This window comes from Chitinophaga sp. 22620 (assembly GCF_052044405.1).
GTDB lineage: Bacteria > Bacteroidota > Bacteroidia > Chitinophagales > Chitinophagaceae > Chitinophaga.
The window spans coordinates 136,897-149,168 of record NZ_JBQEMV010000001.1; the positions used below are offsets into that span (position 1 = coordinate 136,897).

At 54.6% G+C, this 12,272-nt stretch carries 10 protein-coding genes; 4 read left to right on the forward strand and 6 right to left on the reverse strand.

Annotated elements, in window-relative coordinates; translation table 11 throughout:
• The first annotated feature begins 135 nt into the window (after window positions 1–135).
• From ACTJIK_RS00530 to ACTJIK_RS00540, 3 genes are all read left to right on the forward strand, one after another.
• Window positions 136–1,839: a peptide MFS transporter gene (locus ACTJIK_RS00530; RefSeq protein WP_440644290.1), complete on the forward strand. Its 1,704-nt coding sequence runs from the start codon at window positions 136–138 to the stop codon at window positions 1,837–1,839.
• A gap of 105 nt (window positions 1,840–1,944) precedes the next feature.
• Window positions 1,945–4,002, forward strand: a complete 2,058-nt coding sequence (locus ACTJIK_RS00535) for an OPT family oligopeptide transporter (protein ID WP_440644291.1) — start codon at window positions 1,945–1,947, stop codon at window positions 4,000–4,002.
• A 22-nt stretch (window positions 4,003–4,024) separates the two neighbouring features.
• Window positions 4,025–4,546: a hypothetical protein gene (locus tag ACTJIK_RS00540; RefSeq protein ID WP_440644292.1), complete on the forward strand. Its 522-nt coding sequence runs from the start codon at window positions 4,025–4,027 to the stop codon at window positions 4,544–4,546.
• Between the two features lie 77 nt (window positions 4,547–4,623).
• Here the strand turns inward: ACTJIK_RS00540 and ACTJIK_RS00545 are convergent, their stop codons facing one another.
• Window positions 4,624–5,544: a S1C family serine protease gene (locus ACTJIK_RS00545; protein WP_440644293.1), complete on the reverse strand. Its 921-nt coding sequence runs from the start codon at window positions 5,542–5,544 to the stop codon at window positions 4,624–4,626.
• Window positions 5,545–5,662: 118 nt separating this feature from the next.
• Between ACTJIK_RS00545 and bla the strand changes: the two genes are divergently transcribed.
• Window positions 5,663–6,604 (forward strand): class A beta-lactamase, subclass A2, encoded by a 942-nt coding sequence (gene bla, locus ACTJIK_RS00550; protein ID WP_440644294.1) that lies wholly within the window; start codon window positions 5,663–5,665, stop codon window positions 6,602–6,604.
• 63 nt (window positions 6,605–6,667) lie between these two features.
• Here bla and ACTJIK_RS00555 read toward each other — a convergent pair whose 3' ends face one another.
• The 5 genes from ACTJIK_RS00555 to ACTJIK_RS00575 form a co-directional block, all read right to left on the reverse strand.
• Entirely contained in the window at window positions 6,668–7,867 is a 1,200-nt protein-coding gene (locus ACTJIK_RS00555) for a DUF1501 domain-containing protein (protein ID WP_440644295.1), read from the reverse strand.
• A gap of 17 nt (window positions 7,868–7,884) precedes the next feature.
• On the reverse strand, window positions 7,885–9,330 hold the full coding sequence (locus ACTJIK_RS00560; RefSeq protein WP_440644296.1) for a DUF1800 domain-containing protein: 1,446 nt from the start codon (window positions 9,328–9,330) through the stop codon (window positions 7,885–7,887).
• 152 nt (window positions 9,331–9,482) lie between these two features.
• Window positions 9,483–10,559, reverse strand: a complete 1,077-nt coding sequence (locus ACTJIK_RS00565; RefSeq protein ID WP_440644297.1) for a ThiF family adenylyltransferase — start codon at window positions 10,557–10,559, stop codon at window positions 9,483–9,485.
• A 45-nt stretch (window positions 10,560–10,604) separates the two neighbouring features.
• On the reverse strand, window positions 10,605–11,663 hold the full coding sequence (locus ACTJIK_RS00570; RefSeq protein ID WP_440644298.1) for a M48 family metallopeptidase: 1,059 nt from the start codon (window positions 11,661–11,663) through the stop codon (window positions 10,605–10,607).
• 3 nt (window positions 11,664–11,666) lie between these two features.
• A complete protein-coding gene (locus tag ACTJIK_RS00575) occupies window positions 11,667–12,212 on the reverse strand; it encodes an N-acetyltransferase family protein (protein ID WP_440644299.1) in 546 nt (181 codons plus the stop codon).
• Window positions 12,213–12,272: the final 60 nt, after the last annotated feature.

Sequence of the window (12,272 nt, forward strand, 5' to 3'; positions counted from 1 at the left end):
GGAAAATTTTTGCAAAGTACGGTCAAAAAAACCGGTTTTTTCATGTGGATATCTGATTTTCTTTATCTTTCAGCCTTATTTTTATTACGCAACTGTATTATCGTCAAGAAAACAGCAAATCTAAACTGACCATTTATGAATCAACGGGCTACTCAGGTGGGCCACCCGAAAGGACTGTATGTGTTGTTCGCTACAGAAATGTGGGAGCGTTTCAACTATTATGGCATGAGGGCCATCCTTGTACTTTTTCTTACCAAAGCGCTTGCTTTCGATAAGGCTTTCGCCTCCAGCCTTTACGGCAGTTATACCAGCCTTGTTTATCTCACCCCGCTGATAGGCGGGTTTGTGGCAGACCGGTACTGGGGCAACCGCAGGTCCATTATCATCGGCGGCCTGCTGATGGCGCTGGGCGAATTCCTGCTGTTCGGCTGCGCCTCCCTGTACAACACTTCCCAGCAGCTATCCACCTTCCTGTTCTTTTCAGGCCTGGGCTTTATGATCACGGGCAATGGCTTTTTCAAGCCCAACATTTCTTCCATGGTAGGCCAGCTGTACCCTGACGGCGACCGCAGGATCGATGCGGCTTACACTATTTTCTACATGGGCATCAATGTGGGTGGCGCTTTGGGGCCCGCCATCTGCGGCGCTGTAGGCGATACCGGCAACCCGGCGGACTTCAAATGGTCATTCCTCGCGGCGGGCATCGCCATGCTGCTGAGCGTGATCGTATTCCGCTGGCTGAAAGACCATTACATCCGTAAACCTGACGGTACCCCTCTGGGCACTCCGCCCGAAGGCGCGAAACAAGGCAATGCCGTACTGGTGTATATCGGCCTGTTTATTATGTCCGCCGCTATGATCGGTATGCTGTATGTGGATGCGAAGGTGGTACCATTTCTCATTTATCTGCTGCTGCTTGCCGTGATCGTGATCGTCTACCTCGTATTCACCGATAAAACGCTTACCAAAGCAGAGAAAAAAAAGGTGATGGTGATCTTCATCGTATCGTTTTTCGTGATCTTTTTCTGGGCAGCTTTCGAGCAGGCCGGCGCTTCGCTGACCTTCTTTGCGGATGAGCAGACGAACCGGGTGCTGAACTGGAACATCCCTGTGTGGCTGGTTTCCCTGATTTCGGCCATTTTGCTTTATCTGCTGTATAAGGCTTATTCCGGGGCAAGGAAGAACCTGCAGACCGACCCTCCCGGCGTCCGCATCATCATTTACACGTTGCTGACGGCCTGTGTGGTTTATCTCCTCTATGTGAACATTGGCTTCCTGATAAAAGGCCAGCGCTCTATCTTTCTTGGTGAAGTACCGGCCAGTACCTTCCAGTCGCTGAATTCCATTTTCGTAGTGGTGTTCGCCCCGGTATTTGCAGCCGTCTGGCTGAAACTGGGCAAATACGAACCGGCTTCCCCTACGAAAATGGCCATTGGCCTCATGATGCTGGCGGTGGGTTACCTCGTGATCGCCTTCGGCGTGAAAGATGTAGCGCCAGGCGTCAAAGTGACAATGATGTACCTGATCGGCATGTATGCTCTGCACACCTGGGGCGAGCTTTGCCTTTCTCCGATAGGCCTTGCCCTGGTGAACAAACTGGCCCCCATTAAGTTCGCCTCACTGCTAATGGCGGTATGGTTCCTGGCCAACGCGCTCGCCAACAAGCTCGCCGGCGAGCTGAGCGCGCTGTACCCGGATGGCAAAACCACCGTGTTCCTCGGTTACCGCATGAGCAACAACTATGAATTTTTCATGCTTTTTGTAGCTATGGCGGGCATCGCCTCACTGATCCTGTTTGCCCTTACCAAACAGCTCCAGAAGATGATGAATGCCCAATAATGTGTACCGTCCCAAAAAGCATGCAGGTCATAAGGTCTGCATGCTTTTTTATTTACGCACAATAGAAAATCACTATATTTAGGATACCCAATTACAACACTGCTTATGTCTGAAAACAAATTCAAACCTTTTGTTGCGCCTGAGATGACGATGAAAGAGCTGACCCTCAAGAGCATCCTGCTGGGATGCATTGCGGGTGTGATCTTTGGCGCAGCCACCGTATACCTGGCCCTGAAGGCAGGCTTGACCGTATCCGCGTCCATTCCTATCGCCGTGATCGCCATTACGCTGGGGCGGCGGTTCTTTAAGACCACCATCCTGGAGAACAACATTATACAAACTACCGGAAGCGCCGGGGAATCCATCGCCGCGGGCGTGGTGTTCACCCTGCCGGGGTTCCTCTTCCTGTCCGAAGGCAGCGGTGGGGAGTCCTTCTTTGATTATATGACGATCCTGATACTGGCCATATTCGGCGGTATCCTCGGCACGCTGATGATGATACCTTTAAGGCGCTCGCTGATCGTAAAGGAGCACGATACGCTTCCCTACCCTGAAGGAACAGCCTGCGGCTCTGTACTGAAGGCCGGTGAAAAAGGCGGCGAATTTGCCAAAACGGCTTTCCTCGGCCTGGGCTTTGCGCTGGCTTATGCCTTGCTGCAAAAGGTGCTCCATGTGATAGCCGAAGTACCTACCTTCATGACCCGCCAGGCGAACAAGATATTTCCCTCAGCCAAGATCAGCGGCGAGATCACTCCTGAATACCTGGGCGTAGGTTACATTATCGGTCCCAGGATAGCCGGGGTACTGGTAGCGGGCGGCGTGCTGGCCTGGCTCTGCCTGATCCCCCTGCTTGCCTCGCTCATTCCCGGTGAAGTGATTGCCACGCAGCTCGTGAAGCTGGGCCTGCTGGCCAGCCTGGAAACAAGCGGTGGCAGCGGCGCCTGGGATCCCGTTACCCGTACTTTCTCCGATTATTCCGCAGCCATTTACCAGGCATACGTGAAGCAGATCGGTGCAGGCGCAGTAGCGGCGGGCGGTTTTATCACCCTGCTGAAAACCATCCCGACCATCATTTCTTCTTTCAAAGACAGTATGGGCTCGCTGAAAGAAAAAGGCGGCACCACCGCCGTTCCCAGGACTGAAAAAGATATTTCCTTCAAATTCGTGATCGTAGGCAGCATCGTACTTGTGCTGCTGATGGCCTTCCTCCCGCAGCTGCCCGGCGGCTCTATAGGGAATAAACTGCTGATAGGCTTACTGGTCGTGATCTTCGGCGCGTTCTTCGTGACCGTGAGCAGCCGCATCGTAGGCCTTATCGGCAGCAGCAACAACCCGATCTCCGGCATGACCATCGCCACGATCATGGGTACCTGCCTCATCTTTATCGCCATTGGCTGGACGGGTAAAACCTACGAGCCCATGGCCCTGGTGGTAGGCGGCATGATCTGCATCGCGGCGGCAAATGCGGGCGCTACCTCACAGGATCTGAAATCAGGCTACATTGTGGGCGCTACCCCGCGCAACCAGCAGATCGCGTTATTTGCAGGCGCCATCGTATCTTCGCTCGTGATCGGCTGGACTGTGCATATACTGGATACGCCAACCGCGGAAATGGCCTCCAGGGGCATCCAGCATGCCATTGGCACAGAAGCATACCCGGCCCCGCAAGGCACGCTCATGGCCACTCTTATTAAAGGCATCCTGTCTTTTAACCTGGATTGGCAGTTTGTGCTGGTGGGCGTGTTCATCGCCATTACGCTGGAACTTTGCGGGGTTAAATCTTTGTCATTTGCAGTGGGTGCATACCTCCCTCTTTCCACTACATTGCCTATCTTTATCGGCGGTGCCATCCGCGGGCTGGTGGAATGGAAACAGAAACGCTCGGGCGTTAAGCTGACCGCGGAGGAAGAAGAGCTGGGCAAAGGCAACCTCTTCGCAACCGGCCTGGTAGCGGGCGGCGCCGTAGCCGGCGTGATCGTGGCGGTGCTGTCCGTCAATGAAAACGTAGCCTCCGGCCTTGCCAAAGTGAATGCGGAGCATGGTCTTTCGGCAATCATGGGCGGCGGCGGTTACCAATTGCTGGGCGTGCTCTTTTTTGCTATAATGGGTTATACCCTGTACCGCATCGGGCGGCAGAAACAGGAATCCATGGACAAACTGTAAAAACTTAAAAATAATAACACCTATGCCCTCAAAACGCTCCTGTTTAGCTGCTTTGGCTGCCATGGTAATGCTGGCGGCCTGCCAGGGGAAGGAACAGTCGGAAGTGGAACCTAAACGCAGGTTCATTTCCTTTAAAATGGACGGGAAAGTGGCCCTTTCCGAACAATCCAACCGCGCATATTATATGCCCGGCAACACGACGGACGCCGACCCGACGAACGACCATGCCACGATGCTCATCACCGGTTATACCTATAACCGCGATGTGGTCAATATCCGCCTTTCTTCTCCTGAAGCGGAGCTGAAGCCCGGCCGTACATATACCAACAACACGCCCGGCAACCTCTTTGCCATGGAAATGTTCCCTGACTTTGAGCTGCTCACAGCCGATGAAGATTACGGCAGTCTCACCGTGCAGGTGCTGGATATGAAAGATTCCGTGATCAGCGCCAGCTTTTCAGGGGCCATGGTGAGTATGGATGATGGTTCTATCAGGATCATTTCTGACGGGTATTTCAAGATGAAGTACCAGAAAGCGCCCTAGCGGCTGCCTGCAGTAAAAAACATAAAAAATAAAGGAGGCGCTTAACCGGCGCCTCCTTTATTTTCATGCATCATGCGTTACACGGCGATCTTCTCAGCCGGCGTGATCCTCATTTCCACCAGCCTGTTCTGCCGGATAACCCTGATGAACTGGAACTGCCCGATCTTATCGCGGTCCAGCTGGCGGAAAAGCGCATCCGAGGTTTCCACCGGCGTGTCGTTGAAAGACACAACGATATCGCCGTCGGTAATGCCCGCTTTGCCCGCGGGGCTGCCGCTTTCAACGCCGGTTACGAACAGCGCGCTTTTGTTCTTCAGCTCCAGCCCGCTTCTCAGCTTGGGCACCAGGGTAACCTGCTGCAGGCTCAGGCCCAGGTAAGCGCGGCTCACCCTGCCGTTCTTCATCAGCTCCGCCGCTATCATTCTCGCAGTATCTATGCTGATGGCGAAACAGAGGCCCTGCGCGCCGCGGATCATGGCAGTGTTCACTCCTACCACTTCTCCCTTGTAATCTATCAGCGGGCCGCCGGAATTACCCGGGTTCAGCGCCGCGTCCGTCTGGATCAGGCCGTCTATCTGCCGGCCGGTCTCACTGCGCAGCGAACGCCCTAAAGCGCTCACCACGCCGGCGGTAACGGTATGCTGGAACCCCATCGGGTTGCCGATCGCGATCACCAGCTGGCCGATCTGCAGATCTTCGGCACGCCCCAGCTGGGCAGGCTGAAAATCATATGCGCTCGACTTCAGTATGGCAATATCCGTATCGGGATCTTCGCCCGTAAGGGTAGCAGGGTAAACGCTTCCGTCGTGTAACATCACGTTGAAATAACTCCCTTTGTGCACTACATGAGAGTTGGTGAAAAGATAACCGTCGGACGAGAAGAAGAATCCCGATCCGGTGCCGGTCACTTTCCGGTTGGCATCCAGCCGCTCTATTTTTACGACTGACCTGCCGGCGGCTTCCACCGCGTGATGGATGATCTGGGAATAAGCATCCATATAACCTCCTTCTTTCCCCTTCACCCTACCAAAAACAAGCCACCCGGAAAACTTGCCAAATTGACATAAAACCGGTTTCAGGATATGCCCTACATTCGTTCCTCTAATCCAACATTCCATGAAAGTTTTATGCTTAGCCGCAGCAGCCTGCCTGGCCCTGGCCGCCTGCTCCTCCCCCGCAAACCGGAACCAGCAGGCCGCAGACAGTACCCAAACCGCAACAGACAAAAACGCACAGCTCCGCAAAACGATCGACAGTATTGTCACCCAAACGGATGGCAAAGTGGGCGTGGCGATCCAGAACCTGGACACGCGCGATACGCTGACGCTGAACGATACCGCACATTTCCCGATGCAGAGCGCTTACAAATTCCCCATTGCCATGGCCGTGCTGAAACAGGTGGATGAGGGCAAGCTGAAGCTGGACCAGCCCGTGTTCGTCGATAAAAAATGGTATTACAAAACACACAGCCCCCTGCGCGATTCTATCCCCAACGGGAATGTGAACGTACCGCTGAGCCGCCTGGTCAGCCTGATGGTGTCCGCCAGCGACAACGTGGCCTGCGACCTGCTGCTCGACCTCATCGGCGGCGAAGCGGTGGCGAACGACTACATTCACGGCCTCGGCGTAACCGATATCGCGATCGTGGCCAGCGAGAAAAAAATGGCCGCCGCCTGGGAGGTTCAGTTCACCAACTGGGCCCGGCCTTCTGCGTACATCCAGCTGCTGGACATACTGAACAAAGGCACAGCCCTGTCCAAAACCAGCAACGACTTCCTCTGGAAAACCATGCTCGAAACCAGCACAGGCCCGAACCGCATCCGCGGGCTGCTGCCGGAGGAATTACAGGTGATCCACAAAACCGGTACCTCCGGCGTAACGCCCGACGGCCTGGCTGCAGCCACCAATGATGTGGGCATCATTATCCTTCCCAACGGGCAGAAGCTCGCCATCGCGGTATTTGTATCCCTTTCCCATGCAGATGAAGCTACGCGGGAGAAAGTGATTGCACGGATCGCCAAAGCGGCGTATGATAATGCGCTGGGCACGGGGAAATAACACATAAAACAAAAAGCCATCCCGGAGTCGGGATGGCTTTGATATCTCTGAGGTTTTTCAATACTAGATGAAGTTTAGGTGTTCGTACTGTTTTTGCAGTATCGCCTGGTCGTCCGCACCCAGCCACTTCTTCAGCAGGGTGGCGTACACGTTCTTGAAATCCACTTTATACTGCAGGTCGCCTTCGTTGAGGTTCGCCAGGTCGGGGCTTTCGTTGAGAATGCCTTTCTGCTGCAAGCCGCCGCCGATCAGGAACATGTTGTTCGCCGTGCCGTGATCCGTGCCGCCGCTGGCGTTCTGGCCCACGCGCCGCCCGAATTCGGAGAAGGTCATCACCAGCACGTCCTGGAAGCGGTTATTCTTTTTCAGGTCGGTGGTAAAGGAGCCCAGGGCGTCGCTCAGCTGCTCGAAAAGGCGCTGCTGCTGGCCCTGCTGGCCCACGTGCGTATCGAAGCTGCCGTGGCTTACGTAATACACGCTGGTATTAATGTCCGTCATGATCAGCTCCGCGATCGTTTTCATATTGCGGCCCAGTTCCGTACCGGGATATTGTTCCCTGCTCTTGAATGTTTTGTACTGCTGCTGGATATACGATGCGGAAGAGATCGTTTCGGCCATGGTCTTGTACAGGTAATCCACGTTGTGATGCTCGTCGTCGTGCTTTTGTTTGGCCAGCAGTTCCTTGAAGTATTTGTCGTTGCTGGCGCCGAAGAGGCGCTGCGGATCGGTCAGCGCGAGGCCTTTCACCGCATCTCCCTTCAGCGCGAGGCTGAGGGTATCGTCTATTTCGAGGGCCTGGGTGGGTTTATCGCAGCCTTTGCATTGCGCGTCGAGATAGCGGCCCAGCCAGCCGGTGCCCCAGTAATCGCGGGAGTCGCTGGCGCTTTGCCAGATATCCATGGAACGGAAGTGCGAACGGTCGGGATTGGGATACCCCACGCTGTTCAGGATCCCGAGCGAACCATCGTCGTAGAGCGATTTGAAGCTTTTCAGCGCGGGATGTATACCCAGCTCATCCGTGAGCGACAACGCGGCTTCCCTTTTGATGCCGAGGGAAGGGCGGAGCTTGTAATAAATATCATTGCGGTAAGGGATCACGGTATTCAGGCCGTCGTTGCCGCCGGAGAGCTGTACCACCACCAAAACTTTATTGCCTGGCGGCACCAGCTGCCCCTGCTCCATCGCTTTCAGGAATTTCGGCAGCATAAGGCTGGCCGAAGCAAGTGAACCTACCTGTAAGAACCGGCGTCTGTTGATATGCATAATTCGTTGGATTATGATTAACACAATTGATACTCCGGCGTGCTCATTACATCGATCGTTACGGTCTTGATGTAATTTTCACGGGAAGAGTTATCTGAATATTTTTCCAATAATTGTTTGTCGATACCGCTGTTGCGCATCAGCAGCGAAGAAGCGATCGCGTCTGCCAGCTTTTCGCGGGGCGTGTCTTTAAAATCGTCCAGGAACGGCGCCCAATCCACGTTTGCGTTCACCCTGCGCGCGTATTGTTTTTTCAGGAATTCGTTCACCTGCATCGTCATTTTGTAATTCTGCCCTTCGCCCATTTCAGGGGTGATCTCTTTGGGGCGGATATTGAATTCCTGCGAATACAAAATGATCTGCGGCACGCGCATGCGGAACATCAGGCTGGAGCTGTCTATCCAGCTGCGGCCTCCCGGCCATCCGGCTACGTTCGGCGGGTAGAACAATGTTTGCCCCATCACCCGCTGGAACACGAGCATGGCTTCTTCCTGCTCAAACTGCATGGGAATGGACCGGCGCAGGCCCACGATCAGTTCCACCGGGCTCTTGATCCGGGCGCCGATATTTTTTTCCTCGTAGAACCAGTCTGCCATGAATATTTCCTGCATCAGTTCCCGGAGGTCGTAATTGGATTGATAGAATTTCGCTGCCAGCTGGTCGATGCGCGCATCATCCTCTGTTTCGTTCACAAAGTAGCGGTAGATCTTCGCGGTGATGTAACGCGCCGTCTGTTTCTGTTCCAGCAGTATTTTTATCACGTCGTCCCCGTCGAACATGCCGGTTTTGCCAAGCACGGTTTTGCTGCCGGTATCGTGCAGGTTCTTCCTGAAACTGAACTGCCCCATTTCATCGTACCCCCAGCCGGTAAAGGCGCGGGCGGCCTCTTTAATATCTTTTTCGGTATAGTTGCCGCGGCCGAGTGTGAACAGTTCCATCACTTCGCGGGCAAAGTTTTCGTTGGGGCGTTGTTTCCTGTTCTGCTGGTTGTTGAGGAAACCCAGCATGGCGGGGGATTTGGAGACTTCTGTGAGCAGCGTGCCGAAGTTGCTGAGGCCGTGCTGCCGGATCACCTGCAGCAGTTGCTGGTTGAACAGCACGTTCTGCGTGCGGCAGGCGAAATGGCCGTGCCAGAACAGCGCCATCTTTTCCTGCAGGGGATGACCGCTGTTGATCATGGCATGCGTCCACATCACGTTGAGGTCTTTAATGCCGTCCACATTCATTTTCTGAACGGCTTTGCGTTCTTCCGCGCCCATATTCCGCTGGCGGCGGTAATCAGGCAGGTCGGTCTCATCCACTACTTTAATGGATTCCGGGGCCGCGCTGGGGCCAAGGATCACCTTGCGCACCACTTCCTTTCTCCGCTTCTTCGCCCATGAGCGGATCACGGCGGGGTTTTCCCCAAAGCCCGCCCTCCAGCCCAGGTGTTGTAATTGAATTTGTTCGGGAACAACAGCCATATGTTAAAAATTTTGAGTAAGTAAGACGGCTATTTAAAGACATAGTTTAACGATGCTGGCGCCTTTCCGGAAATTTCCGCAAAATTCAAGCCACGGAAGGAAATCCGGTTAATATAAATCCAGCCTGGTTGTTAAATCCGTTGGAAAGCGGGTCAGTACATCTGCATGGTATCGTCTATTTCCTCCGCCCAGGCATGAATGCCGCCCGTAACGTTATATACCTGCTGGAAGCCTGATTTGAGAAGATGTTCCGCCACGGCTTTGCTCCGCATCCCATGGTGGCAGATCACGGCAACGGGGGTTTCTTTGGACAGGCCGGGGATGGATGCGTCTATCCGCCGCATGGGGATATGCAGCGCGCCGTCGATGCGGCAGATATCCCATTCTTCTTTTTCCCGCACGTCTATCAGCTGGAAATCCTCGCCTTCTTCCAGCCAGCGGCTCAGCTCCTTTACGGTGAGGAATTGCATGAGCACGGGGTCGCAGACCTGGTCGCCGTAGGTTTCCTGCAACCGGGTGATGTTGTGGTTGGCAGGGTCCGTCTGGAAAGAGAATACCTGGTGCGTATTGTCGAGGATATTGATCGTAAGCAGTTGATTGGCCAGCGGCTCGCCGATGCCGCAGATCACTTTCACGGCCTCGCTGGCCTGATAGCTGCCTATAATGCCGGGAAGCACGCCCAGCACGCCGATGGCATTGCAGTCCGGCGCATCGCCGGGCTCGGGGAACAGGCAGCGGTAAGTGGCGCTGCCGTTGTAGTTGAATACGCTCACCTGCCCTTCGTACTGGTAAATAGCGCCGGATACAAAGGGTTTGCCCAGTATCACGCAGGCATCGTTGATAAGGTACCGCGTGCCGAAGTTGTCCGTACAATCAATCACCACATCGTATTGCGCAATGATCTCAAGCGCATTGGAAGTGTTCAGGAATGAACGGTGGGGAGCGAACTGTACTTCAGGATTGAGCTGCTGCAGCCTTTCGATGGCGGTTTGCAGCTTGGACCGGCCTTCGTCAGCCGTATTGTAGAGCACCTGGCGTTGCAGGTTGGTGATGGAAATGGTATCTTCTTCAGCGATCCCGATACGGCCTGCGCCCATGGCGGTAAGGTATTGCAGCACCGGCACGCCCAGCCCGCCGGCGCCCACCACCAGGATGGCGGCGTTGCGCAATAATTCCTGCTTCTCAGGGCCAAATCCTGCCAGCCTGATCTGGCGGTCGTATCGGTTCATAAGCTAGTTCTCCCGGTTTAAATTTCGGAATTTTTACAACGCCTGTCAATAGTCGGCCTTGATTTGTTTCCAGGTGCCCTGCAAAGCGGCGGGCAAGGCCGCGGGCTGCCCCGCTTTCATTTCCTTTTTCACATATGCCGCGCGGTTATCCAGGTCCGGGTGACTGCTCAGCCATTCTGAAGGCGCAGCCCCTCCATCTTGTTTGAGTATGCCGAAGAGCCATATGTAACCTTCGGGATTGATGTGCCGCGCTTCCAGCAGCTTCAGCCCGTTCAGGTCCGCTTCTTTTTCCAGCTTGCGGGAATATTCGAGGTTCTTCAGCGTATTCGCATTTTCCACCAGCACCGCCCCAACGCCCGTGAGGTCACCGAAAATGAGGCTCACGGCCATATACGTGCCCAGGCTTTGCATCAGCGAGCGCGTGGTATGCCGCAGCTCCACATGCGAAAATTCGTGAGCCAGAAGGGCCGCCAGCTCTTCGGGCCGCTGCATTTTATCGAGCAGGCCGCTGAACACCACGATGTGGCCGCCGGGCACGGCAAAGGCATTGGTCTGTTTTTCGTCTACCACCGTGATCTGTACCGGGTATTGGGTCCGGATGCCCAGCTCTTTGAAGAACCTGTTCACCAGCTCTGTTTTCTCCGGCAGCACCTTGTATTCTTTGATCAGCGAGTTATACGCTTCATTCCCCATTTTCACTTCATATTCCACCGGCATCGATTTGGCTACACGGCCCGCCAGGAACGGGATAAACCAGAAATACGCCAGCGCCAGCAGGCCGATGATCGCAGCGCCTGTGGTGAGGAATACGGCTGCGGCGGTAGGGAACGTGCGGCCTTTCTGCCGTAATTTCTTTTCCGCGATGTCTGCAAATTCATTGGAAGATACGCGGAGCGTTTGCTGGGGAAGCCCCACATGATGCAATTCCATGCCGCCCGCCGTTTCTTTGCCCTGCCTTACATTGTACCAGTACCAGTGCACCTGGCGCGGGTTGCCGTGCGCGTCCCTGATATGTATCTCGATCCTGTCTTTTTTCAGGCTCACTTCAGCGGCCTGCACGTTATCAGGCGAATCGTAAGTATAATAGCCCTGGTAAAGGTTCATAGGTTATGCGGTTTTCAGGTTTTTGGACATCACCACCAGGTCCACCCATTCACCGTTAGGCTGGCGGATACCTTTGGGGATGCGGCCATGTTCAATGAAATTGAAATTGCGGTACAGCTGTATGGCTCTTTCGTTGGTGGCCAGCACTTCGAAATGAATGGTGGTAAGCTGCGGGTGCTGCTCTGCCCAGCGGATGCCCGCGGTGAGCATACGCCGTCCGATGCCCATGTTCCAGTACTTATGCAGCACGGCCAGGCCCATCAGCGCCATGTGATATTGTTTTTTGAAACGGCTCCGGTTAAGGCTGAAAATACCTGCGATCTCCCCTTCCACATCAGCCACCAGTAAAAGGTTCTCAGGACGCTCCAGGTAGGAGCGGATGAACGCCTCTTCTTCCGCAACGTCCATCTTCATGGCTTCTTCGTGGGTGAAAAGCAGGAAGTCCGTTTCCTTCGTAAACTGCTGGAAACAGGCCAGGCACCCGGCCGCGTCGGCAATGCCGGGCTGGCGGATAACAAGCTGCTGACCGTTTGGAAGAAAATGACGCATGATCACAAATATAAAAAAAGCGGCCCTTGAGCCGCCGTTTTGATTGTAATTCGTTTGAAC

What these genes read in the sequence shown, in the direction of transcription:
- ACTJIK_RS00530 (WP_440644290.1), top strand. Translation starts at nt 136, where the DNA reads ATGAATCAACGGGCTACTCAGGTGGGCCACCCGAAAGGACTGTATGTG.
- ACTJIK_RS00535 (WP_440644291.1), top strand. Translation starts at nt 1,945, where the DNA reads ATGTCTGAAAACAAATTCAAACCTTTTGTTGCGCCTGAGATGACGATG.
- ACTJIK_RS00540 (WP_440644292.1), top strand. Translation starts at nt 4,025, where the DNA reads ATGCCCTCAAAACGCTCCTGTTTAGCTGCTTTGGCTGCCATGGTAATG.
- ACTJIK_RS00545 (WP_440644293.1), bottom strand. Translation starts at nt 5,544, where the DNA reads ATGGATGCTTATTCCCAGATCATCCATCACGCGGTGGAAGCCGCCGGC.
- bla (WP_440644294.1), top strand. Translation starts at nt 5,663, where the DNA reads ATGAAAGTTTTATGCTTAGCCGCAGCAGCCTGCCTGGCCCTGGCCGCC.
- ACTJIK_RS00555 (WP_440644295.1), bottom strand. Translation starts at nt 7,867, where the DNA reads ATGCATATCAACAGACGCCGGTTCTTACAGGTAGGTTCACTTGCTTCG.
- ACTJIK_RS00560 (WP_440644296.1), bottom strand. Translation starts at nt 9,330, where the DNA reads ATGGCTGTTGTTCCCGAACAAATTCAATTACAACACCTGGGCTGGAGG.
- ACTJIK_RS00565 (WP_440644297.1), bottom strand. Translation starts at nt 10,559, where the DNA reads ATGAACCGATACGACCGCCAGATCAGGCTGGCAGGATTTGGCCCTGAG.
- ACTJIK_RS00570 (WP_440644298.1), bottom strand. Translation starts at nt 11,663, where the DNA reads ATGAACCTTTACCAGGGCTATTATACTTACGATTCGCCTGATAACGTG.
- ACTJIK_RS00575 (WP_440644299.1), bottom strand. Translation starts at nt 12,212, where the DNA reads ATGCGTCATTTTCTTCCAAACGGTCAGCAGCTTGTTATCCGCCAGCCC.